16 protein-coding genes, 2 tRNA genes and 2 pseudogenes are annotated in these 22420 nt (G+C 67.1%); 8 read left to right on the top strand and 12 right to left on the bottom strand.

Going from position 1 to position 22420, the window contains the following annotated elements; translation table 11 throughout:
- The first annotated feature begins 133 nt into the window (after positions 1 to 133).
- A complete protein-coding gene (locus tag AC27IO_RS07535) occupies positions 134 to 1174 on the top strand; it encodes a serine hydrolase (protein ID WP_498738206.1) in 1041 nt (346 codons plus the stop codon).
- A gap of 127 nt (positions 1175 to 1301) precedes the next feature.
- Here AC27IO_RS07535 and AC27IO_RS07530 read toward each other — a convergent pair whose 3' ends face one another.
- The 7 genes from AC27IO_RS07530 to AC27IO_RS07500 form a co-directional block, all read right to left on the bottom strand.
- Entirely contained in the window at positions 1302 to 2048 is a 747-nt protein-coding gene (locus AC27IO_RS07530; protein WP_498738204.1) for an IclR family transcriptional regulator, read from the bottom strand.
- A 125-nt stretch (positions 2049 to 2173) separates the two neighbouring features.
- Positions 2174 to 2911 carry an arginyltransferase gene (locus tag AC27IO_RS07525; protein ID WP_317358992.1) on the bottom strand — a complete coding sequence of 246 codons (738 nt, stop codon included), beginning with the start codon at positions 2909 to 2911 and terminating at the stop codon, positions 2174 to 2176.
- Positions 2908 to 3666 carry a leucyl/phenylalanyl-tRNA--protein transferase gene (gene aat / locus AC27IO_RS07520; RefSeq protein ID WP_498738202.1) on the bottom strand — a complete coding sequence of 253 codons (759 nt, stop codon included), beginning with the start codon at positions 3664 to 3666 and terminating at the stop codon, positions 2908 to 2910. Before aat ends, AC27IO_RS07525 begins: the two co-directional genes overlap by 4 nt.
- Positions 3667 to 3873: 207 nt before the next feature.
- Complete coding sequence (locus tag AC27IO_RS07515; protein WP_317358996.1) at positions 3874 to 4284, bottom strand: YgiW/YdeI family stress tolerance OB fold protein; 411 nt, start codon at positions 4282 to 4284, stop codon at positions 3874 to 3876.
- Between the two features lie 226 nt (positions 4285 to 4510).
- Positions 4511 to 4586, bottom strand: a tRNA-Asn gene (locus AC27IO_RS07510).
- A 63-nt stretch (positions 4587 to 4649) separates the two neighbouring features.
- Positions 4650 to 4725 (bottom strand) — tRNA-Asn (locus tag AC27IO_RS07505).
- Between the two features lie 92 nt (positions 4726 to 4817).
- Positions 4818 to 5240 carry a YbaN family protein gene (locus tag AC27IO_RS07500; protein WP_498738200.1) on the bottom strand — a complete coding sequence of 141 codons (423 nt, stop codon included), beginning with the start codon at positions 5238 to 5240 and terminating at the stop codon, positions 4818 to 4820.
- An 88-nt stretch (positions 5241 to 5328) separates the two neighbouring features.
- Here AC27IO_RS07500 and def point away from each other — a divergent pair, with 88 nt between their 5' ends.
- Positions 5329 to 5868 (top strand): peptide deformylase, encoded by a 540-nt coding sequence (gene def, locus AC27IO_RS07495; RefSeq protein WP_284430929.1) that lies wholly within the window; start codon positions 5329 to 5331, stop codon positions 5866 to 5868.
- A 118-nt stretch (positions 5869 to 5986) separates the two neighbouring features.
- Here the strand turns inward: def and AC27IO_RS07490 are convergent, their stop codons facing one another.
- Together AC27IO_RS07490 and map are read right to left on the bottom strand one after the other, a co-directional pair.
- Entirely contained in the window at positions 5987 to 8581 is a 2595-nt protein-coding gene (locus tag AC27IO_RS07490; protein WP_498738199.1) for a [protein-PII] uridylyltransferase, read from the bottom strand.
- Between the two features lie 116 nt (positions 8582 to 8697).
- On the bottom strand, positions 8698 to 9513 hold the full coding sequence (gene map / locus AC27IO_RS07485) for a type I methionyl aminopeptidase (protein WP_272569475.1): 816 nt from the start codon (positions 9511 to 9513) through the stop codon (positions 8698 to 8700).
- Between the two features lie 269 nt (positions 9514 to 9782).
- On the opposite strand from map, the pseudogene purL reads away from it, so the two are divergent.
- Positions 9783 to 13734: pseudogene (gene purL / locus AC27IO_RS07480) on the top strand (phosphoribosylformylglycinamidine synthase).
- Positions 13735 to 13803: 69 nt separating this feature from the next.
- On the opposite strand, the gene AC27IO_RS07475 reads toward purL, so the two are convergent.
- Positions 13804 to 14520, bottom strand: a complete 717-nt coding sequence (locus AC27IO_RS07475; protein ID WP_498738197.1) for a class I SAM-dependent methyltransferase — start codon at positions 14518 to 14520, stop codon at positions 13804 to 13806.
- 237 nt (positions 14521 to 14757) lie between these two features.
- Here AC27IO_RS07475 and AC27IO_RS07470 point away from each other — a divergent pair, with 237 nt between their 5' ends.
- On the top strand, positions 14758 to 15750 hold the full coding sequence (locus AC27IO_RS07470; protein WP_284430933.1) for a DUF808 domain-containing protein: 993 nt from the start codon (positions 14758 to 14760) through the stop codon (positions 15748 to 15750).
- 144 nt (positions 15751 to 15894) lie between these two features.
- On the top strand, positions 15895 to 16491 hold the full coding sequence (locus tag AC27IO_RS07465; RefSeq protein WP_284412446.1) for an OmpW/AlkL family protein: 597 nt from the start codon (positions 15895 to 15897) through the stop codon (positions 16489 to 16491).
- A 66-nt stretch (positions 16492 to 16557) separates the two neighbouring features.
- On the opposite strand, the gene AC27IO_RS07460 is transcribed toward AC27IO_RS07465, so the two are convergent.
- Positions 16558 to 17586 (bottom strand): metal-dependent hydrolase, encoded by a 1029-nt coding sequence (locus AC27IO_RS07460; RefSeq protein WP_498738195.1) that lies wholly within the window; start codon positions 17584 to 17586, stop codon positions 16558 to 16560.
- A gap of 324 nt (positions 17587 to 17910) precedes the next feature.
- Between AC27IO_RS07460 and egtD the strand changes: the two genes are divergently transcribed.
- Together egtD and egtB are read left to right on the top strand one after the other, a co-directional pair.
- Positions 17911 to 18828: an L-histidine N(alpha)-methyltransferase gene (gene egtD / locus AC27IO_RS07455; RefSeq protein WP_487089302.1), complete on the top strand. Its 918-nt coding sequence runs from the start codon at positions 17911 to 17913 to the stop codon at positions 18826 to 18828.
- On the top strand, positions 18825 to 20165 hold the full coding sequence (gene egtB, locus AC27IO_RS07450; RefSeq protein WP_498738192.1) for an ergothioneine biosynthesis protein EgtB: 1341 nt from the start codon (positions 18825 to 18827) through the stop codon (positions 20163 to 20165). Before egtD ends, egtB begins: the two co-directional genes overlap by 4 nt.
- 119 nt (positions 20166 to 20284) lie before the next feature.
- Here egtB and AC27IO_RS07445 read toward each other — a convergent pair whose 3' ends face one another.
- A complete protein-coding gene (locus AC27IO_RS07445) occupies positions 20285 to 21571 on the bottom strand; it encodes an O-acetylhomoserine aminocarboxypropyltransferase/cysteine synthase family protein (protein ID WP_284430939.1) in 1287 nt (428 codons plus the stop codon).
- Between the two features lie 570 nt (positions 21572 to 22141).
- On the opposite strand from AC27IO_RS07445, the pseudogene AC27IO_RS07440 reads away from it, so the two are divergent.
- Positions 22142 to 22348 (top strand): annotated as a pseudogene (locus tag AC27IO_RS07440) (contractile injection system protein, VgrG/Pvc8 family); the annotation flags it as partial.
- Positions 22349 to 22420: the final 72 nt, after the last annotated feature.

Here is a 22420-nt window from a genome sequence, read left to right as displayed (position 1 = left end):
GCAAGGTATTGATCTTGCGCGACTTTTTTCGATTCTGTACACTGACAAACACTTTTTACCGCTTGGAGCATTCTGATGCACGTACGCCCTCGCGCTTCTTCTCGTTTTTTTTCGCACCGTCGCATTCCTTGCGATGAGCATTGCGCTCACGGCCACCTCGGTGCACGCGGCAGAGCGAAAGAAGGTGCAGGTCAAGAAGCAGGCTGCATCTTCGACTGCCAAACAGCGTCCTGTGGCACGCTCTGCCACGGTGGTTTCCCGCAAGGCGGTGACCCGTGTCAAGGCCACCACCCGCGCATCCGCGCGTAGCGTGAAGGCCGCTACTCGCATGGTGGCCGTCCCTGAAAAGTTGTCCTTCGGACAAGTCGCCGGCCTGCACTCCCTCACCGATCCCCTGGATTTGAAGTCCAGCGTGGCCTTGGTCATCGACCAGGAGACCAACGAAGTCCTGCTGAGCAAGAACGACCATGCCGTTCTGCCCATTGCATCGCTGACCAAATTGATGACCGGGCTGCTCGTATCGCAAGCCCACTTGCCGATGGATGAGCCCATCACCATCACGCAAGACGACGTGGATACCGAGAAGTTCAGCAGTTCTCGTTTGGCCGTGGGCACGACCCTCACGCGGGGCGAGATGATGCATCTGGCCCTCATGTCCAGCGAAAACCGTGCGGCACATGCCTTGGGCCGCACCTTCCCTGGCGGGCTGGAAGCTTTTGTCGCGCAGATGAACGCGAAGGCGAAGCTGCTGGGCATGACGGATACCCGCTATGTGGAGCCCACGGGCCTGTCCAGCCATAACCAGTCCAGTGCCCGCGATCTGGCCACTTTGGTCAATATTGCCCATGGCGATCCCCTGCTGCGCGAACTCACTACGTCTCCCAGCTATGAAGTGGCCGTGGGGCGCCGCACGCTGCAGTACAACAACACCAATCGGCTCGTGAAAAGTCCGGCTTGGGACATCGGCCTTCAGAAGACGGGCTACATCTCCGAAGCAGGCCGTTGCCTGGTGATGCAGGCCCAGATATCGGGCCGCAAGCTGATCATGGTTTTCCTGGATTCTGCAGGCAAGTTCAGCCGCCTGGGCGATGCTGAGCGCGTGCGCAACTGGGTGGAAAAACTGCCTTCCATTGGTGGTGCTCCCACCCTTCACGCCATCGGCACGAAGCCCTAACGCAACTCGGTCCCCGCCTGTTCTGAATGGCAGGGCTTGAGATCAGGAGAGGCGAAAGACCAAAGGCAATCCGACCCCTTTGAACCACGCGCATTGCTTGCCATGCGCGTTTTTTTCTTGGGGCATGCTAGGGGGCAGTTGTTTTGTCGCGCCGGCTGGTGGAATAGCCCAGGGCCTGGGAGATTTCGCTGGCAGTCGCCTGGAGCTTTGGCAGCCAGTTCTCATCCAGGCGATCCGCGGGGGCGGAGATCGAAAGGCCTGCGACCAGATGGGCCTGGTCGTCGTACACGCCCGCTGCCATGCAGCGCACGCCAAGTTCGAGTTCCTCGTTGTCTCGCGCAATACCGTATTGGCGGGCTTTGCCCAATTCGCGCTCCAGCACCGGCAGCTGCGTGATGCTGTTGCGGGTGTGTCCCGACAGGCCGGTGCGCATCGCATAGGCTCTGACCCGCTGGGGATCGTCTGCGGCCAGAAACAGTTTGCCCGTCGACGTCAGATGCAGCGGCGCTCGGCCGCCGATGGCACGGACCACCTGCATGCCGGAGCGTTCGCTGTAGGCTCGCTCGACATACACGATCTCATCACCCTGGCGCATGCTCAGATTGACAGGCTGCTGAATCAGCTTGTGCAGGTTGCGCATCGGGGTCAACGCCGCATCGCGCACGCTCAGGCGCGCTTTCACCAGGTTGCCCAATTCCAGCAAACGCATGCCGAGGCGGTAGCTGCCGGATTCCGGGCGGTCCACAAAACGGCCGATGGTCAGGTCGTTCAGGATGCGGTGGGCCGTGGAGGGGTGCAAACCGGTCTTCTCGCTGATTTCCTTGAGGGAAATCGCTTCCTCGCGCGAGGTGAGCACGTCGATGAGTGCAAACATGCGCTCCAGCACCTGGACGCTGGGTTTGGCGGGCGCGCCGGCATCGTCTTTTTTTCATGGTGATGTGTGTTGACGAGAAGCGCGCATTTTATCTTGTGAAATGCAGGGCGGCCGTCTTCACCACCTCATGGCGCGAGTCTCCATTCGCCGTTGGTCCGCAATTCATGGGGCAGAAAGCGTGCCTTGTAGTTCATCTTCGGGCTCTCTTCGATCCAGTAGCCCAGGTAGACATAGGGCAGATCCAGAGTACGCGCCTGCTCGATCTGCCACAGCACGTTGTAGGTGCCGTAGCTGCAGCTGGGGTCGGGTTCGTAGAACGTGTAGACGGCAGACAAGCCGTCGTCCAACACGTCCAGAATCGAGACCATCCGCAATGCACCGGGTGTGCCGTCCAGGTCGGGTTCACGGAACTCCACGAGCCGGGAGTTGACCCGGCTCTGCAGCAGGAACTGGGTGTACTGGTCGATGCTGTCGTGGTCCATGCCGCCGCCGCAGTGGCGCAGGTTCTGGTAGCGCAGATAAAGCTGGTAGTGCTCGGGCACGTAGCCCAGGCGCAGGACGCGTGCCTGCAGGTTTCCGTGCTTCGCCCATGCGCGGCGCTGGCTGCGATCGGGCTTGAACGATTTGGACAGCACGCGCAGCGGCGTACAAGCTTGGCAGCCATCGCAGTAGGGGCGGTAGGTGAACATGCCGCTGCGGCGAAACCCCCGCGACACCAAATCCGAATACACATCGTTCTGGATCAGGTGGCTGGGGGTGGCAACCTGCGAGCGTGCCTGCCGTGCAGGCAGGTAGCTGCATGGGTAAGGGGCCGTGGCATAGAACTGCAAGGTGTGCAGCGGCAGATCGTTGAGTTGCGTCATCCCGGATTCCCATTAGGGGGCATCAGCGCAGTCCAGTATACGGGCTCGAATTTCCAGGAAACCGGTGCTTCCCGGGAGGCCTTTGCCACGTGGTCGAGGAACCGGGCGCGGTCTATTTCATGGGCGCCGAAAGACGCCAGATGGGCTGTGTTCTGCTGGCAGTCGATAAGCGCCACGCCGTGGTGCCGGCACAAGCAGACGAAAGCTGCGAGCGCGACCTTCGATGCATCGGTGGCGTGGGCGAACATCGATTCGCCAAAAACGGCTTTGCCCAGCGCGATGAAGTACAGCCCGCCGACGAGCCGGCCGTCGACCCACGTCTCCACGCTGTGCGCAAAGCCGGCGGTGTGGAATGCACGATAGGCGTCCACCATCTGCGGCACGATCCAGGTGCCGTTCTGGCCCGACCTTGGCGTGCCGGCACAGGCCTTGATGACCGCGCCGAAGTCATGGTCCACGCGGATTTCGCACTGGGGCGAGACGCGGAATTTCTGCAAGGTGCGGCGCAGTGAACGGTGCAGACGAAATTCCGCCACGGGCAGCACCATGCGGGGATCGGGGCTCCACCAGAGCACGGGTTGCCCGGGGCTGAACCACGGAAAAATGCCTTGCTGGTAAGCACTTTTCAATTGGGCGACGCTGAGATTTCCACCAGCGGCCAGCAGTCCCGGGGCCGCGGATTCGCTGCCCCAGCTGAGCGCCACGCTGGGAAATTCGTCGCCGGGTTGCAGCCAAGGCAAATGATCGTCAGCCATGCACAGGGAAGAATGGAAGAAGCAACGCATTGTCGCCGAGTGCGCAGGGCGGCGGGGCGGAGAGGCCACCTTCGGATCGGTTGTGCGGAGACTGCTTGGATGGAGTCGATCCGAGCCTGCCTTCAGCAGGCGATGGCAAAAAGGCCATCCCCGCGGATGGCCTTTCACTGGGGCGAGTGGCGGCGCTCGGGCCCCAGCCTCATCCGATCAGGGAATCAGGCGAACCTGCTCCACCTCGAACTCCATTTTGCGGATGCCCTTGTCGACCTCTCCCACCAGTTCCACCCGCTGCTGGGCACTGATGGGTTGGCCTGCCGGAAAGCGTTTGTCCGAAATCTCGACCGGCATGCGGCCGCTGTCGTCTGCGAAGGTGTAGTTTTTGCCGCCGTCGTGGGACACGATGCGGCCTTGCAGGCGGACGTGCTGGTCGTCCGTGGCGGTGTCGAGCAGTTGCTTGACCGTCATCGTGGGCACCGAGGTGGGCCCGGTGTAGCCGCTGCCGGGTGCCGGTGCTGCAGCATGTTCGCCCGTGGTGGGACCGGTGTACTGCGCCATGGCTGGTGCGGAGGCGCCCAGCAGGCCGAGGGTGAGAACGAGCGCGGTGGTGGTTTTCTGCATGGCTTCACTCCTTTGGGATGATTGAATGGCCTGCGGGTTGGGTGACCCGCGGCAAGGAGCCACAGAGGATGCCGAAGCGGCAGAGGGCGGGGTGTAGGCGATGGCCGGACGGCCGATTCGGTCGATGTCGGCAATGACGGGCCAAAAAATTACTGGTCCAGCAGACAAAAAAAAAGCCCGCTATCGATGAAATAGCGGGCTTTTGTACAGCCTGGAAGGCTGTCGATGGCTCCTCGACCTGGGCTCGAACCAGGGACCTACGGATTAACAGTCCGGCGCTCTACCGACTGAGCTATCGAGGAATATTCGGTATCTGACTAGCGATGTAAAAGGCCCTGCGTACACATGCAAGGCCTTGATGATCTTGGCTCCTCGACCTGGGCTCGAACCAGGGACCTACGGATTAACAGTCCGGCGCTCTACCGACTGAGCTATCGAGGAACAAGACTTAGATTATATACACAAAAAGTGAGCAAATTCGAAGAACTGCGGTTGCCTGATGGATCGGGTTGCAGGTTGCTTCCCATGGGCCCTCAACGGGCCGGCTCTGGCCGTTGCCACAGCCAGGCGAGCACGCACGCCATGCACAGCGAAGCGCTGATGGCCACCCAGCGGGGTGCGTGGCTGAAGGCGAGCACGGCCGCCGCGAGCGCCATGAGGATGCTGGCGCTCCACTTGGCGCGGCGGCTCACCTGGCCGCCGTTGGCCCAGTCGCGCAGCATGGGGCCGAAAAGCGGGTGGCGCCACAGCCACGCGTGCAGCCGGGGTGAACTGCGGGCCGCCGCCCAGCCGGCCATGAGGATGAACACCGTGGTCGGCAGGCCGGGCACGAAGATGCCGATGATGCCGGTCACCAGGCTCAGCACCGCAAAGCACAGCAGCAGCCAGCGCACCGGCAGGGGCAGCGGGGCAGGGCTGGGTGGCGGCGGTGGCAAAGGCGCTGGCGGGGGCGGCATGCCTGGATTGTGCCTGCGGCATGGGGTTGGTCGGCGCGCTATGCTGCGGGCACTTCGACGCTGACCGTCGGCCCTTCTTTTCATTCCCATGACCGTTCAACACATTCTCAAGATGGGCGATCCGCGCCTGCTGCGCGTGGCCCAGCCCGTGACCGAGTTCGACACCGACGCGCTGCACCTGCTGGTGCGCGACATGCTGGACACCATGGAGGCCGTCAATGGCGCCGGCCTGGCCGCGCCGCAGATCGGCGTGGATCTGCAATTGGTGATCTTCGGCTCGGACCGCAAGAACCCCCGCTACCCCGACCGGCCCCTGGTGCCGCGCACCGTGTTGCTCAACCCGCAGATCACCCCGCTGGGCGACGAGGAGGAAGAGGACTGGGAAGGGTGCCTGTCCGTTCCCGGCCTGCGCGGCAAGGTGCCGCGCTGGTCCCGCATCCGCTACCAGGGCCTGGACCCGTATGGCGACCCGATCGACCGCACGGCGGAGGGGTTCCATGCGCGCGTGGTGCAGCACGAATGCGACCACCTGATCGGCAAGCTCTACCCGATGCGGGTGCGCGACTTCACCCAGTTCGGCTACACCGAGGTGCTGTTTCCCGAGCTCGCCGACGCGGAAGACGACTGACGGACCAGGCAGGCGTTGCCTCGGAAAATATGAATGGAATTGGCCGCCAGCGCAAACAATACTAGGGCGTTGTGCTGTCAAATAAGTAGCATCAGATGCGGCGGATCCCAGCGGTCCGTCACTCGGACAACGCGTTCAGCAGTTCGGTCTCGATCTGGATCTGCCGCGCGTTGCTCTGCAGTTCCGGGCCGTGCACGAGGAAGGTGTCTTCCACGCGCTCGCCCAGGGTGCTGACCTTGGCCAGCTGCACGCTCAGGTGGTGGCGCGAAAGGATGCGCGCCACCAGGTAGAGCAGGCCCGCCCGGTCGCTGGCGGAGATGTTGATGAGCCAGCGCTGGGCTTTCTCGTCGGGGCGCAGCGTGACGCGCGGGGCCACGGGAAAGCTCTTCACGCGGCGCGAGACGCGCTTGCGCGCCGGCTCGGGCAGGCCCGCGGTTTCGTCCTCGATCGCGCGGGCGAGATCGCTCTCCACCATGTGCGTGAGTTCGCGGTAGTGCCCGGCCTGCTCCGAGGCCACGACCTGGAACGTGTCGAGCGCGCAGCCATCGTGGGCGGTGTGCACCCGCGCATCAAGGATGCTGAAGCCCGCCCGGTCGAAATAGCCGCAGATGCGGGCGAAGAGGTCGGGCTGGTCGGGCGCATAAACCGCCACCTGCAGGCCTTCGCCCGCCAGCGACTGCCGCGCGCGGACCACGGTGCGGCCGGTGCCCACGTAGCGCGAGAGGTGGCGCGTGTGCCAGGCGATGTCGGCGGCTTCGTGCCGCATGAAATAGCCCACGTCCAGCGTGTCCCACAGCTTCTTGTGCGCCTCGAACGGCTGGGCCTGCAGCGCCAGCATGACCATGGCTTCGCGCTTGCGGGCCTCGATTTCGGCGGCGGCATTGGGGGCGTGGCCGCCCAGGGCGCGCAGCGTGGCGCGGTACAGGTCTTCCAGCAGCTTGCCCTTCCACGCGTTCCAGACCTTGGGGCTGGTGCCGCGGATGTCCGCGACGGTGAGCAGGTACAGCGCGGTGAGGCGGCGCTCGCTGCCCACGCGCTGGGCGAAAAGCGCGATCACGTCGGGATCGGACAGGTCCTGCTTTTGCGCGACCTGGCTCATGGCCAGGTGCTCGCGCACCAGGAACTCGACCAGCGCCGCGTCTTCCTCGTCCACGCCGTGCTGGCGGCAGAAGTGGCGCACTTCCTCTGCGCCGATCTTGGAGTGGTCGCCGCCGCGGCCCTTGCCGATGTCGTGGAACAGCGCCGCCAGGTACAGCAGCCACGGCTTGTCCCAACCACCGGCCAGCTGCGAGCAGAACGGGTATTCGTGCGCATGCTCGGCCATGAAGAAGCGGCGCACGTTGCGCAGCACCATCAGGATGTGCTGGTCCACGGTGTAGACGTGGAACAGGTCGTGCTGCATCTGGCCCACGATGCGGCGAAACGGCCAGAGGTAGCGGCCCAGCACCGAGGTCTGGTTCATGAGCCGCATCGCATGCGTGATGCCCGAGGGCTGCCGCAGGATCTTCATGAAGGTCGCGCGGTTGACGGGGTCGCGGCGGAAGGCGCTGTCCATCGCCCCGCGGGCGTTGTAGAGCGCGCGCAGCGTGCGCACCGACAGGTCCTTCAGCCCCAGCGTGGTTTCGTAGAGCAGGAAGGTTTCCAGGATGGCGTGGGGGTTCTTCTCATACAGGTCGTCGCTGGCCACCTCGACGAGGCCGGCCTTCTCGAAGAAGCGGTCGTTGATGCGGTGCAGTTCGTGCGTGGAGGGGCTGAGCCGCTCCTCGATGTTCAGCAGCAGGATCTGGCTGAGCTGCGACACGGCCTTGGCTGCCCAGTAATAGCGGCGCATGAGGGTTTCGCTCGCGCGCATGGCCAGGCGCTTGCCGTCGGGCGAGTGGGAGCGGTAGCCGAACGATTCGGCCACGGCGGTCTGCAGGTCGAACACCAGACGGTCCTCGTGGCGGCCGGCCACGGCGTGCAGCCGCGCGCGGATGAGAAACAGCACGGCCTCGTTGCGCTCGATCTGGGCCACCTCGAACGGCGTGGCCATGCCGTTGGCAGCCAGTTCGCGCCAGTCGCGTCCCAGGCCGGCCGCGCGGGCGACCCACAGCACCGTCTGCAGGTCGCGCAGGCCGCCGGGCGACTCCTTGCAGTTGGGCTCCAGCGAGTAAGGCGTGTTCTCGTACTTGGTGTGGCGCTGGCGCATCTCCAGCGTCTTGGCGATGAGGAAGTCCTGCGCGTCCATCTGCGCGTCGTAGCGCTGCTGGAACGCGGCGAACAGCGGTGCGCTGCCGCAGACGCGGCGGGCTTCGAGCAGCGAGGTCTGCACGGTCACGTCGGCCGCGGATTCGGTCAGGCACTCGGCCACCGTGCGCACGCTGGAGCCGATCTCCAGGCCCGCGTCCCAGCAGCTGCCGATGAACGATTCGATGCACGTGGACAAGGCGCAGCCGGCCCCGGGCGTGGCGCCATCCGGCAGCAGGACGAGCACGTCCACGTCGGAATGGGGAAAGAGCTGCGCCCGGCCGTAGCCACCCACGGCCACCAGCGCCAGGTCGTCCGGCATGCCGGCGCGCTGCCACAGCTGGCGCAGCAGGCGGTCCGCCAGGGTGGAGAGCTTGTGCAGCAGGGTGCGAACGCCGCGCGTGGAGGCGCCCGTGGATTGCAGCGACGCGAGCAGGGTGGCCTTGTCTTGGCGGTAGGCGTCGCGCAGGGTTTGCAGGTCGGTCATGGACGGCGGCGGGGTGGCGGGTGCGGATGGGGCGACTGGGTTGGCAGGTTAGCACCAGGCAAAGCAAGAACCGTGCGCCCGGCCGCCGCGCGGCCGGCCCGCGCGCCGTGTTCCGGTCAGGTCTTCGTGGCCGTCACGAAGGCCGGCAGCGGCGGCGATCCGGCCGACAGGGTGAGGACTTCGTAGCCGGTCTCGGTCACCAGCACGGTGTGCTCCCACTGCGCCGACAGGCTGCGGTCCTTGGTCACGATGGTCCAGCCGTCGTTGCCGAACTCCTTCACCTCGCGGCGGCCGGCGTTCAGCATGGGCTCGATGGTGAAGGTCATGCCGGGCAGCAGCTCATCCAGCGTGCCAGGGTAGCCGTAGTGCAGCACCTGGGGCTCTTCGTGGAATTTCTGGCCGATGCCGTGGCCGCAGAACTCGCGCACCACCGACAGGCCGTGGCCCTCGGCGTACTTCTGGATGGCGTGGCCGATGTCCCCCAGGCGGGCGCCGGGCTTGACGCGCTGGATGCCGATCCACATGGCGTCGAAGGTGAGGCTGCACAGGCGCTTGGCGGCGATGGAGACGTCGCCGATCAGGTACATGCGGCTGTTGTCGCCGTACCAGCCGTCCTTGGTGATGACGGTGACGTCCACGTTCATGATGTCGCCCTTCTTCAGGGGCTTGTCGTTCGGGATGCCGTGGCAGACCACGTTGTTGATCGACGTGCACAGCGACTTGGGGTAGGGCGGATAGCCCGGCGGCTGGTAGCCGATGGTGGCGGAGATGGTGCCCTGCTGCGCCATGCATTCGGCCGCGAGGCGGTCGATTTCGTTCGTGGTGATGCCAGGCTGGATGTGGGGCGCGATGTAGTCCAGCACTTCCGAAGCCAGTCGGCATGCCTCTCGCATGCCGGCGATGCCTTCGGCGTCTTTGATGGTGATGCTCATGGGGCCAATTATCCCATCCGCGCTTGGCCGATGCGGGCCACGCGGGCGAAGGCCTCGTCGGCGATGCGATCCGCCCCCGGTAAAATGCCGGGCTCAGCATTCTCCGCACCCTGCCCAGCCGGCCCCAGTCAGCGGCCGGCGGTCCAGGGTGGGGCCGCACCTTTTCCATCACCCAACAGGCCGCCGAAGTGATCTCGCCGACATCGTCCACGAAGCCCTCCTTGCACCTCAGCACGTTCGAAGGCGGCAACGCCCTCAGCGCCTTCCGCATGCGCCAGCTGCTGCCCGCGCTGCAGGCCATCCACGACCGCATCACGGGCATCGCCGCCCGCTTCGTGCACCTGGTGGCCACCGACGCGGTGCCCACCCCGGCCGAAACCGATCGCTTCGCCGCGCTGCTGACCTATGGGGACCCCTACGGCGGCCCGGCCGATGGCCCGGCCATCGTTGTCACGCCGCGCCTGGGCACGGTCTCGCCCTGGGCGTCGAAGGCGACCGATATCGCGCACAACTGCGGCCTGGCGCTGCGCCGCGTGGAGCGCATCACCGAATACCGCCTCTCGCTCAAATCCGGCCTGCTGGGCGGCACGCCCACGCTGACCGACGCGCAGCGCGGACAGATCGCCGCGCTGCTGCACGACCGCATGACCGAGTCGGTGGTGTGGGACCGCTCGGGCGCCGAGGCCCTGTTCACCGAGCTGCCGGCCGCGCCGATGGAGTTCGTCGATGTGCTGGGCGGCGGGCGCGCGGCGGTCGAGGCGGCCAACACCCAGTGGGGCCTGGCGCTGGCCGACGACGAGATCGACTACCTGGTCAATGCCTTCCAGGGCCTGGCGCGCAACCCCACCGACGTGGAACTGATGATGTTCGCGCAGGCCAACAGCGAACACTGCCGCCACAAGATCTTCAACGCGCAGTTCACCATCGACGGCGAGAAGCAGGACAAGAGCCTGTTCGCCATGATCCGCAACACCCACCAGCTGGCGCCCCAGCACACGGTGGTGGCGTATTCGGACAATGCCTCGGTCATGGAAGGCACGCGCGTCGAGCGGTTTTTGGCCAAAAATGCCCGCCAGTGCAAATTCCACTAGGGCAGTTTGCTATGAAAAGAGTAGCGTCACCAACCACATCCTGATGAAGGTGGAGACGCACAACCACCCCACGGCCATCTCGCCGTTCCCCGGCGCTTCCACCGGCGCGGGCGGCGAGATCCGCGACGAAGGCGCCACGGGCCGCGGCTCCAAGCCCAAGGCGGGCATGACTGGCTTCACGGTGTCCAAGCTCTGGGGCGGCGAGTTCGGCAAGCCCGAGCACATCGCCAGCCCTCTGCAGATCATGGTGGAAGGCCCCCTGGGCGGCGCGGCGTTCAACAACGAGTTCGGCCGGCCCAACCTGCTGGGCTATTTCCGCGAGTACGAGCAGTCGGTGGGCGGCGTGGACCGGGGCTACCACAAGCCCATCATGATCGCCGGCGGCCTGGGCACCATCGATGCGGGCCTCACCCAGAAGATCGAATTCCCGGCCGGCTCGCTGCTGATCCAGCTGGGCGGCCCGGGCATGCGCATCGGCATGGGCGGCAGCGCGGCCAGTTCCATGGCCACGGGCGCGAACGCGGCGGAGCTCGATTTCGACTCCGTGCAGCGCGGCAACCCAGAGATCGAGCGCCGCGCGCAGGAGGTCATCAACCACTGCTGGGCGCAGGGTGCGGCCAACCCCATCCTGGCGATCCACGACGTGGGCGCGGGCGGGCTGTCCAATGCCTTCCCCGAGCTGACCAACGACGCCGGCCGGGGTGCGCACTTCGACCTGCGCGCGGTGCAGCTCGAGGAGTCGGGCCTGGCCCCGAAAGAGATCTGGTCCAACGAAAGCCAGGAGCGCTACGTGCTGGCGATCGCGCCGCAATCGCTGGAGCAGTTCCGCGCCTTCTGCGAGCGCGAGCGCTGCCCGTTCGCCGTGATCGGCACGGCCACCGAGCACCGCCAGCTGGTGCTGGAGGACACGGCCGCCACCGGCGATCAGAAGCTGCCGGTGGACATGCCCATGGAGGTGCTGCTGGGCAAGCCGCCCAAGATGCACCGCGACGTGAAGACCGTGCAGCGCGAATTCGCGCCCATCGATCTCACGGGCGTGGCGCTGCAAAAGGCGGTGATCGACGTGCTGGCGCACCCCACGGTGGCGAGCAAGCGCTTTCTCATCACCATCGGCGACCGCACGGTGGGCGGCTTGTCGCACCGCGACCAGATGGTGGGCCCCTGGCAGGTGCCGGTGGCCGACTGCGCCGTCACGCTGGCCGACTTCCAGGGCTTTGCCGGCGAGGCCATGAGCATGGGCGAGCGCACGCCGCTGGCCGCCATCGACGCGCCCGCCTCGGGCCGCATGGCCGTGGCCGAGGCCATCACCAATCTGCTGGCCGCGCCCATCGAGCTGCCGCGCGTGAAGCTCTCGGCCAACTGGATGGCCGCCTGCGGCGAGCCCGGCGAGGATGCAGCGCTGTACGCCACCGTGAAGGCCGTGGGCATGGAGCTGTGCCCGGCGCTGGGCATTTCGATCCCGGTGGGCAAGGATTCGCTGTCCATGCGCACCCAGTGGAAGGATGACAGCGGTGCGAAGAAGGTCACCTCCCCCGTGAGCCTGATCGTCAGCGCCTTCGCCACGCTGGCCGACGTGCGCGGCACGCTCACGCCGCAGCTGGACGCGGGGGAGGACGACACCACGCTGGTGCTGATCGACCTGGGTCATGGCAAGGCCCGCATGGGCGGCAGCATCCTGGGCCAGGTGCTGGGCCAGAGCGGCGACGTGGCGCCCGACCTGGACGACGCGCAGGACCTGGTGCGCCTGGTCGATGCCGTGAACGCGCTGCGCGCCAAGGGCCAGATCCTGGCCTACCACGACCGCAGCGACGGCGGCCTGCTGGCCGCGGTAGCCGAGATGGCCTTCGCCGGCCATGTGGGCGTGGCGCTGAACGTCGATCTGCTCGTGACCGAGGGCGACGGCATCAGCGACAGCCGCATGGAGACGGGCGACGCCAAGAACTGGGCCTCGCAGGTGAGCGCGCGCCGCGAGGAGCTGACGCTCAAGGCGCTGTTCAACGAAGAGCTGGGCGTGGTGCTGCAGGTGCGCACCGCCGAGCGCAACGAGGTCATGCAGACCCTGCGCGAGCACGGCCTGTCCCGGTCCAGCCACTTCATCGGCAAGACGCGGCCTGCCTCGTCCACCATGGACGCCGGCAAGGGCGAGCTGCAGGTGTGGCGCGATGCCAAGAACGTGTTCAGCGCCACCCTGTCCGACCTGCACCAGGTGTGGGACGCGGTGAGCTGGAAGATCACGCAGCAGCGCGACAACCCGGCCACGGCCGATGCCGAGCATGCCGCCGCAGGCGTGCCCAATGATCCGGGCCTGCATGTGGCGCTCACCTTCGATCCGGCCGAGGACGTGGCCGCGCCGTTCCTGAACCTCGCGCGGCCGAAGGTCGCCATCCTGCGCGAGCAGGGGGTCAACTCGCACATCGAGATGGCCTATGCCTTCACCGAGGCGGGTTTCGAGGCCTACGACGTGCACATGACCGATCTGCAGACCGGCCGCGCGCAGCTGTCGGACTTTGTCGGCGTGGTCGCCTGCGGCGGCTTCAGCTACGGCGACACGCTGGGCGCGGGCATCGGCTGGGCGCGTTCGATCACGTTCAACCCGGTGCTGTCGGAGCAGTTCCAGGGCTTCTTCGGCCGCAAGGACACCTTCGGCCTGGGTGTGTGCAACGGCTGCCAGATGTTCGCCGAGCTGGCCGACATCATTCCCGGCGCCGAGGCCTGGCCCCGCTTCACCACCAACCAGAGCGAGCGCTTCGAGGCGCGGCTGTCGCTGGTGGAGGTGCTGGAATCGCCCAGCCTGTTCTTCGCCGGCATGGCGGGCAGCCGCCTGCCGATCGCCGTGGCGCACGGCGAGGGCTACGCCAACTTCAAGTACCGCGGCGACCCGGCCCAGGCCATCGCCGCCATGCGGTATGTGGACCACCACGGCACGGCCACCGAGCAGTACCCGTTCAACCCCAACGGCAGCGCGGGCGGCCTCACGGCGGTGACCACGGCCGATGGGCGCTTCACGGCCATGATGCCGCACGCCGAACGCGTGTTCCGCAACGTGCAGATGAGCTGGACCAGCGGCGACCGCAGCGCGCTGAGCCCGTGGATGCGCATCTGGCGCAACGCGCGCCGCTGGGTGGGCTGAGGAAGGCCGAAAGCCGGAAGCGCGCCCGGCGCGCTCCGGCGGCCTGTGTGCTCGTGCCGTCTTCGGCGTTCAGGTGCGGCGGTACACCAGCAGCCGGCCTTTGTAGGCGGGCGCATCGTCCAGCGCGGCACGGTCCAGCCGCTCTTCGCGCAGGCCGAAGCCCTGCGCGGCCATCTGCTTGCTGAAGGCGGCGCGGTTGCCCCGGTCCGGGTCCACGATCCAGACCTGGGCCGAGGGGCCCGCGTGCAGGCCGATGAAATGCGCGAGGCTGGCGCGGGCATCGCGTTCGTACAGCAGGTCGCTGCCCATGATGAGGTCGAACAGCCCGTGCACCGGGCCGCCGTGCGCCTGCGCGAGCGGGCTCTCGTCCTGCTGCGGCGGGCCCAGCGCTTCGCCGCTGCCCCATTGGCCCTGGCGGTACTTCATGGTGCCCATGCCGTTCAGGCGCAGGTTCTCGCGCAGGAAGGTGCCGGCCAGCGGGTGGCAGTCGCTCGCGGTCACGTCGGCGCCTTGCCGGTGGCACACCAGGCTGGCCAGCGCCAGGCCGCAGCCCAGCTCCAGGATGCGCTCGCCCGCCTGCACGGGCCGCGCCGCCATGCGTGCGGCCAGTTGCGCGCCCGAGGGCCACAGCAGGCCGAAGAGGGGCCAGGCGGCGGAGGAGATGCCCAGGGTTTCGGCGTCGCCGAGGGGGTCGGAGAACTGCTGGCGGTCCAGCAGGGAGCGGATGACGAGGTCGTCGACGCCGGCGATGGCGATGTTTTCTTGCTTGGTCAGGTAGCCTGGCATGCGGCGGGAGCGAGAGCCCGCGTGCAGGACCCCGATATCGGTGGGAAGGCCGCCAGTATGCGCCTTGCACCGACACGGACCCATCGCAGGGCGTTGCTATAGTGGGCGCCGCCTGGGCGACGGGCGCCAGGCCTTTCGGCCGGCATGCCCGGCCCGCGCGGCGTTCCCGTGGCCTTGCAGCCTTTCGCCGCCGTGCCCGTGGGCCCGCTCCCTCCCTCGATTTTTTTAAGGATTCCCATGGCCGGTGCCAGCCTTTTGACGCTGCTCGACGATATCGCCACCGTTCTGGACGACGTGGCCCTGATGACCAAGGTCGCTGCCAAGAAGAGTGCCGCCATGGCCGATGACGTGTCCGTCATGACCAAGGTGGCGGCGCAGAAAACCGCCGGCGTGCTGGGCGACGATCTGGCGCTCAATGCCCAGCAGGTCACGGGCGTGCGCGCCGATCGCGAGATTCCCGTGGTCTGGGCGGTGGCCAAGGGCTCGCTTGTCAACAAGGCCATCCTGGTGCCGGCCGCGCTGCTGATCAGCGCCTTCATTCCCTGGGCGGTGACGCCGCTGCTCATGGTGGGCGGCGCGTTCCTGTGCTTCGAGGGTGCGGAGAAGCTGGCGCACCGGTTCCTGCCCCACGGCGATGCCCCCAAGGAAGAGGCGGGCCGCGAGGCGCATGCCCTGGCCAACGCCAACCCGGCGGTGGACATCGCCGCCTTCGAGAAGGACAAGGTCAAGGGCGCGGTGCGCACCGACTTCATCCTGTCCGCCGAGATCATCGCCATCACGCTGGGCACGGTCGCCAGCGCCCCGTTCGGGCAGCAGGTGGCCGTGCTGGCCGGCATCGCGCTCATCATGACGGTGGGCGTGTACGGCCTGGTGGCCGGCATCGTCAAGCTGGACGACCTGGGCCTGTGGCTCACCCGCAAGACGGGTCGCGCCGCGCAGGCGCTGGGCCGCGGCATCGTGGCCGCCGCGCCCTGGCTCATGAAGGTGCTCTCGGTCGCCGGCACGGCCGCCATGTTCCTCGTGGGCGGCGGCATTCTGGTGCATGGCGTGCCCGTCGTCCACCACGCGGTCGAGGGCCTGGCCGCATCGGCGGCCCAGTGGCCGGCGGGCGGCCTGTGGCGCGTGCTGGTGCCCAACCTGCTCAATGCGGTGGTGGGCATCGTGGCCGGTGCCGCCGTGCTGGCCGTGGTCACGCTGGTGCAGCGCATGCGGGGCAAGGGCGCGCACTGAGAGCGGGGAGGAGGGCGCTTTGCGGCCCTCGTGGCGCTGCGGCACAACCTGCCGGCGGTTTGATCCATGGCAAGGCCGCCCGGGCCGTTTGCCGGCCCAATGCATGCACGGGGGTCGTCCCCGTTCAACGCATCGAGTTTCCGTATGAAAAAAAACCTGCTGGCCCTGGCCGTGCTGTGCGCATTGACCTCCGGCGCCGCCTTCGCGCAAACGGCGGAAGGCCCCTGGCTCGTTCGTGCGCGTGCCGTGAACCTGGATTCCTCCAACAAGGACAGCACCGGCCTGGGCCTGTCGATCAACGACAAGACGCTGCCTGAAGTCGACATCTCCTATTTCTTCAACCGCAACATCGCCGCCGAGCTGGTGCTGACCGTGCCCCAGAAGCAGCGGCTGTCCTCCAGCGCCCTGAACGCGCAGATCGGCACGCTCAAGCACCTGCCGCCTTCGCTGATGCTGCAGTACCACTTCGACACTGCGGGCTTTCGTCCCTACGTGGGCGCGGGCGTGAATTACACGCGGTTTTCCAGCGTGCGCCTGCCCGCCGGCGTGAGCATCGACAAGAGCAGCTGGGGCGGCGCCCTGCAGGTCGGTGTGGACATTCCCCTCACCAAGAATCTGGTGCTGAACTTCGACGTGAAAAAGGTCTACATCCAGACCGACGTGTTCGCAGCCGGTGCCAAGCTGGGCACCTTCAAGATCGATCCCGTGCTGGCCGGCGTGGGCCTGGGCTGGCGGTTCTGACCGCGGGCCGCGGGTGCGGCCACTGACAGACTGGTGGGGAAAGCCGGCGCGTGGCGCCGGCTTTTTTCATGGGGCCGTGCCGGCACCGAACGGCCCCGAGCCGCCCGCATGCCCCCACATGCGCCGCCACAGCGCGGCGAGGGCCGTGCCGATGTCCGGGCGCTGTCCGCGCAGCGCCACCTCGGGCTGGCCGGCGTCCAGCTGCGCGGGCGTGCCGAGATCGAACTGGAAGCTGTAGTCAGGCTCCTGCCCCATGCGCAGATCGGTCACGAAGACGCGGCCGTCCCGCGAACGCATGCGATAAAAGCCGTGGCTGAAGCGCGCCACCCGCTGCACGTCCGGCACGGTCCCGTAGCGCTGGATCAGCGGGGCCCCGCGCTCGTGCACCGTCCATTGCATGGGCCTGTTGCCGTCGGCCAGGGCATAGAAGCCTTCGGCATATTGGGTGGGCGTGACCGCCACCACGCGCCACAGCAGGGTGTTGAACGGGGTGGGTGTCACCAGCACCGTCTGCACCGGCAGGCCCTGCGTGCGCAGCGAGGCCATCGCCACGCCGGTGACGTGCTGCTGCACGCCCACGCTCCACGCCAGGTAGAGCGTGCTGAGCGCCAGGCCCCAGCGGTTCCAGCGGGCCCCGACCGGCGGGCCGCTCGCCAGCGCGGCGACCACGCCGACGATCAGCGGCACGGTGTACAGCGGGTCGATGATGAAGATGCTGCCCACCCCGTACGGGTGGCTGGTGAACGGCTTCCAAAGCTGGGTGCCGTACACCGTCATGCCATCCAGCAGCGGGTGGGTGACGAGCGCGAGCCACATCGCCAGCCACCACCTTCGCCAGCCGGCCTGCTCGCCATGCAGGCTCGCCACCAGCGCGCCCAGGGGCAGCGAAAACAGGCTGAGGTACAGCAGGGCATGGCTTTCCGCCCGGTGCTCGACCATGTTGGCAATGGCATTGCCGTGGTCGATGAAGGCGTCCAGGTCGGGCAGCGTGCCCGCCACCGCACCCCACAGCGCGGCTTTCCAGGGGGCGGTGCGCCGGCCCATCACGGCGAGCGAAACGGCGGAACCAAGGGCGATCTGGGTCAGGGAATCCATGGCAGCGAAGCAGGCCGTGGTAGCCGGCCGGTGGTGTCGATCGGCGGAGTGTGGCGCAGCCGCGCGGGCGCGCCATGGGGCCCGAGGAAAAAACCGTGCGGTGGCGGGGATGATGGCCATGCGTGTCCTGGAAAGCGCAGCCGATGCGCTGCCGGATGGCGCTGATGGATTTGCGGACGTGTCCTACATCCGGGTGGCGGGGCGTCTGTAATGCTCTGTTACATGGCCGTCTCAGGTTGCCGGAGAGCGATTGGAGGCGGCCATGCGTTGCAGCCGCGCCGCCCCCGGTGCGCCGCGATCCGACAGACCCAGCCCCCGAGCGACATGCAGAACACACCGCACCACGACATCCTCCAGGGGTTGGCCCGCCGTCCCGCGTGCATTTCCCCCAAGTATTTCTACGACCAGCGGGGCTCCCAGCTGTTCGAGGAAATCACCCGATTGCCCGAGTACTATCCCACCCGCACCGAGCACGCGCTCATGCGGACGCACGGCGACGACATCGCCCGCGCCGTGGGGCAGGGCGGCACCGTCATCGAACTGGGCGCGGGCAACTGCGAGAAGGCGCGCACGCTGTGCCGCCTGCTGCAGCCCGAGCGGTTCGTGGGCGTGGACATCTCGGCGGACTTCCTGCGCGAGGGCGTGGCCCGCCTGTGCAGCGACCTGCCCGCACTGCAGGCCCATGCGGTGGCGGGCGATCTGACCCGCCCCATCCAGCTGCCCCCGGACATTCCCCGTGCACGCCGCGTGGTGTTCTACCCTGGCTCGTCGATCGGCAATTTCGACCCGCCCCAGGCGCTGGAGCTGCTGTCGCGCATGCGATCGCTGGTCGATGACGATGGCGCGCTGCTGATCGGCATCGATCTGCCCAAGGATGTGGATGTGCTGCAGGCGGCCTACGACGATGCCGCCGGCGTCACGGCCGCGTTCAACCGCAATGTGCTGGCCCATGTGAACCGGCTCATCGGCAGCGATTTCACGCCCGAGGCGTGGGAGCACCGGGCGTTCTTCAACGGGGAGCAGTCGCGCATCGAAATGCACCTGGAGGCCCGCGAAGGTGTGCAGGTGCGCTGGCCTGGCGGAGGCCGCGACTTTGCCGCGGGCGAGCGCATTCACACCGAGAACAGCTACAAATACAGCCTCACGGCCTTCCAGGCGCTGCTGGCGCGCGCGGGCTTTTCGCGCGCTCAGGCCTGGACGGACGAGCGGGGCTGGTTCGCCGTGGTGCATGCCCAGCCATGAACTTCGCCACCCGCATTCCCCACCCCGTCGCACCCTGCACGCTGAGCGTGCGCTACGCCGAGGTGCGCCGCGCCTCCATGGCCCTGGCGCTGCCGCTGTCCGACGAGGATTGCTGCGCGCAATCCATGCCCGACGCCAGCCCCGTGAAATGGCACCTGGCGCACACCACCTGGTTCTTCGAGACCTTCATCCTGGAGCCGAACGAGCCCGGCTTCGCGCCGTTCCATCCCGCCTTCCGGGTGATCTTCAATTCCTACTACAACGGCGTGGGCGACAAGCACCCGCGGCCGCAGCGCGGCCTGCTCACCCGGCCCGCACTGCCGCAGGTGCTGGCCTACCGGGCCGACGTGGACAGCCGCATGTCGCGCCTGATGGCCGAGCGGCCGGACGATGCCGCGCTGGCGGCCCTGGTCGAACTGGGGCTGCAGCACGAGCAGCAGCACCAGGAACTGATCCTCACCGACGTCAAGCACCTGCTGTCGTGCAGCCCGCTGTGGCCGGCCTACCGCCTGCCGGGGCACTCGCAGCCGCAGCAGCAGCAGCAGGCCCAGCCTTTGCCGGCCGGCGGCGTCCCGCTGGCCTGGCAGCCCTTTGCAGGGGGCGTGTGCGAGATCGGCCATCCGGGCGGTGACCGGGGTGGCTTCGCCTTCGACAACGAAGGGCCGCGCCACCGCGTGTACCTGCAGCCGTTCGAGCTGGCCAACCGGCCGGTGACCACCGCCGAATACCTGGCGTTCGTCGAGGACGGCGGCTACCAGGAGTCCGCCCACTGGCTGGCCGAGGGCTGGGACTGGGTGCGGGCGCAGCAGCTGTCGCACCCCATCTACTGGCAACGCCAGGGCGTGGCTTGGTACGAGTTCACGCTGGCCGGACCGCGCCCGCTCCAACCCCACGCACCCGCGGTGCACCTGTCGTATTACGAGGCCGACGCCTATGCACGCTGGGCCGGTGCGCGCCTGCCCACCGAGGCCGAATGGGAGGTGGCGGCCACCTCCCAGGGCGTGCAGGGGGCGAACGGGGCGAACGCTGCCAGCGGCCACTTTGCCGACAGCGGCACGTTGCACCCGCGGCCGGCTTCCGATGCCGGGCGGGGCCTGGTGCAAATGTTCGGCGACGTGTGGGAGTGGACGCAGTCCAGCTACGCTGCCTACCCCGGTTTCCGCGTAGCCGAGGGCGCAGTGGGGGAGTACAACGGCAAGTTCATGGTCAACCAGTACGTGCTGCGCGGCGGCTCGTGCGCGACGCCCGCCGGGCATGTGCGGGCGACGTACCGCAACTTCTTTCCCGCCACCGCGCGCTGGCAGTTCTCGGGGCTGCGGCTGGCGCGGGATCTGTGATGGGATTGATTTGCTATTGAATTAATAGCGGAACGCCCTAGTGCTGATTGCGCTGGAGGCCCAAAAGACCATGGATCGCGTGGGGGCGGCCGCAGTCCGCCGCCCCGACCGTGCGGCGGTCACACCGCCTGCAGCGCCTGCGCCAGGTCGGCCTGCAGGTCCTCGATGTGCTCGATCCCCACGGACAGCCGCACCATGCCTTCCGTGACCCCGGCCTTGGCCAGCTCGCCGGCATCGAGCTGGCGGTGCGTGGTCGACGCGGGGTGCGTGGCCAGCGAGCGGGCGTCGCCGATGTTCACCAGGCGCGTGAAGAGCTGCAGCGCATCCAGGAAGCGCGCACCCGCCGCACGCGGGTCCGTGCCTTCTTCCGAACGCAGGCTGAACGACAGGATGCCCGACGCCCGCCCGCCCAGCTGGCGCTGCACCAGCGCGTGGTCCGGGTGGTCCGGCAGGCCGGCGTAGCGCACCCACTCCACCTTGGGATGGCCTTGCAGCGCACGCGCGATGGCCAGCGTGTTCTCGCAGATGCGGTCCATGCGCAGCGCGAGCGTCTCGATGCCCTGCAGGATCAGGAACGCGTTCTGGGGGGCCAGCGCCGCGCCGGTGTTGCGCAGTGGCACCACGCGCGCGCGGCCGATGAAGGCCGCCTCACCCAGCGCCTCGGTGTAGACCACGCCGTGGTAGCTCACATCGGGCTCGTTCAGGCGGGGAAAGCGCGCCTTGTGCTTCGCCCAGGGGAACTTGCCGCTGTCCACGATGGCGCCGCCCACGCTGTTGCCGTGGCCGCCCAGGTACTTGGTGAGCGAATGCACCACGATGTCGGCGCCGTGTTCGATGGGGCGCAGCAGGTAGGGGCTGGGCACCGTGTTGTCCACGATGAGCGGCACGCCATGGTCGTGCGCCACCCGGGCCAGGGCCGCGATGTCGGTCACGTTGCCCAGCGGGTTGCCGATGGATTCGATGAAGATGGCTTTGGTGCGTGCGTCGATGTGCTGCGCGAAGCTGGCCGGGTCGCGCGGATCGGCGAACCGCGTGGTGATGCCCTGCTGCGGCAGCGTGTGGGCGAAGAGGTTGTAGGTGCCGCCGTAGAGCGTGCTGGCCGAGACGATGTTGTCGCCGGCTTCGGCGATGGTCTGGATCGCGTAGGTGATGGCTGCCATGCCCGAGGCCACGGCCAGCGCGGCGATGCCGCCCTCCAGCGCCGCGACGCGCTTTTCCAGCACGTCGTTGGTCGGATTCATGATGCGCGTGTAGATGTTGCCCTGCACCTTGAGGTCGAACAGGTCGGCCCCGTGCTGGGCGCTGTCGAAGGCATAGGCCACCGTCTGGTAGATGGGCACGGCCACCGCCTTGGTGGTGGGGTCGGGCGACTGTCCGGCATGGACGGCGAGGGTTTCGATCCGCATGGATTGTCTCTTTCTGGGTGACGGGAACAGGGTGCGTGGGCGCAGGCATGGACTGCGCAACGCGGCGCGGGCCATTCTTGCACCGGGGGCCCGGCGTCCGAACAACGCATTGGCTATGTGCTTATGTGGCCGGCGTCAGGGTTCAGTGTCCGCGGGACGGGCAACACGGAGAGGAAGCGGCTTGGCCGCTCTTTGCTGCATGTCATTGTCAAAACGCTTGCTCTCTCGGCGTATTGCGCATCGGAGAAATTTCGTTGAATGCTTTTGCCCCCCCGTTCCATTGAACGCCTCATACAAGGATCACGCGATGACCTCTGTGGGTAATGATCTGACACACCCTGTTGTACGTGGACGCACAAGCTGTCGAAGCGTCAGATCATTTCGATGAGTGCTTTGCTGGGTGCGGCCTTGTTTTCAGGAGCGGAATGATCGCTGCGTGCGACAAGGTATTCTTTTTGCAAAAAACATCCAGATGCAATGGATGGTTTTTAATCCAACAGCATGCTGTCAATCTTCCGCAGACCATCACCATAATCCGCCAGCCGATCCACGCTAGAAACATTTTTTCGCATGACCAATCGCCGTGTCACGATCCAAACGCCATTGGGAGAACAGCTGCAGTTTCGCCGCCTGCAGGGCAAGGAATCCTTGAGCGAGCTGTTCGCGTTGGAGTGGATCTGCTGAGCGAAGAGCAAGTCCCTCGACCCAAAGGCGCTGCTGGGCAAGCACGCCACGGTGGAGGTGGAGACCGAAGGCGGCGGCCGGCGCTACCTGGACGCCAGGTATTTCCAGGTACGCCTCCCGCCTTTTTTTCGCGCGTGATGTCCACCAGCGAACAGCAGCACCATG

It is taken from the genome of Acidovorax sp. KNOB132 (assembly GCF_057541515.1).
This window is presented reverse-complemented; position numbering and strand designations above follow the sequence as displayed.

Coding starts and splice junctions, on each gene's coding strand:
- AC27IO_RS07445 (WP_284430939.1), bottom strand. CDS start 21,571: ATGCGGATCGAAACCCTCGCCGTCCATGCCGGACAGTCGCCCGACCCC.
- egtB (WP_498738192.1), top strand. CDS start 18,825: ATGAACTTCGCCACCCGCATTCCCCACCCCGTCGCACCCTGCACGCTG.
- AC27IO_RS07475 (WP_498738197.1), bottom strand. CDS start 14,520: ATGCCAGGCTACCTGACCAAGCAAGAAAACATCGCCATCGCCGGCGTC.
- AC27IO_RS07470 (WP_284430933.1), top strand. CDS start 14,758: ATGGCCGGTGCCAGCCTTTTGACGCTGCTCGACGATATCGCCACCGTT.
- AC27IO_RS07500 (WP_498738200.1), bottom strand. CDS start 5,240: ATGCCGCCCCCGCCAGCGCCTTTGCCACCGCCGCCACCCAGCCCTGCC.
- egtD (WP_487089302.1), top strand. CDS start 17,911: ATGCAGAACACACCGCACCACGACATCCTCCAGGGGTTGGCCCGCCGT.
- AC27IO_RS07530 (WP_498738204.1), bottom strand. CDS start 2,048: ATGTTTGCACTCATCGACGTGCTCACCTCGCGCGAGGAAGCGATTTCC.
- AC27IO_RS07535 (WP_498738206.1), top strand. CDS start 134: ATGAGCATTGCGCTCACGGCCACCTCGGTGCACGCGGCAGAGCGAAAG.
- AC27IO_RS07460 (WP_498738195.1), bottom strand. CDS start 17,586: ATGGATTCCCTGACCCAGATCGCCCTTGGTTCCGCCGTTTCGCTCGCC.
- AC27IO_RS07490 (WP_498738199.1), bottom strand. CDS start 8,581: ATGACCGACCTGCAAACCCTGCGCGACGCCTACCGCCAAGACAAGGCC.
- AC27IO_RS07515 (WP_317358996.1), bottom strand. CDS start 4,284: ATGCAGAAAACCACCACCGCGCTCGTTCTCACCCTCGGCCTGCTGGGC.
- aat (WP_498738202.1), bottom strand. CDS start 3,666: ATGGCTGACGATCATTTGCCTTGGCTGCAACCCGGCGACGAATTTCCC.
- AC27IO_RS07525 (WP_317358992.1), bottom strand. CDS start 2,911: ATGACGCAACTCAACGATCTGCCGCTGCACACCTTGCAGTTCTATGCC.
- map (WP_272569475.1), bottom strand. CDS start 9,513: ATGAGCATCACCATCAAAGACGCCGAAGGCATCGCCGGCATGCGAGAG.
- AC27IO_RS07465 (WP_284412446.1), top strand. CDS start 15,895: ATGAAAAAAAACCTGCTGGCCCTGGCCGTGCTGTGCGCATTGACCTCC.
- def (WP_284430929.1), top strand. CDS start 5,329: ATGACCGTTCAACACATTCTCAAGATGGGCGATCCGCGCCTGCTGCGC.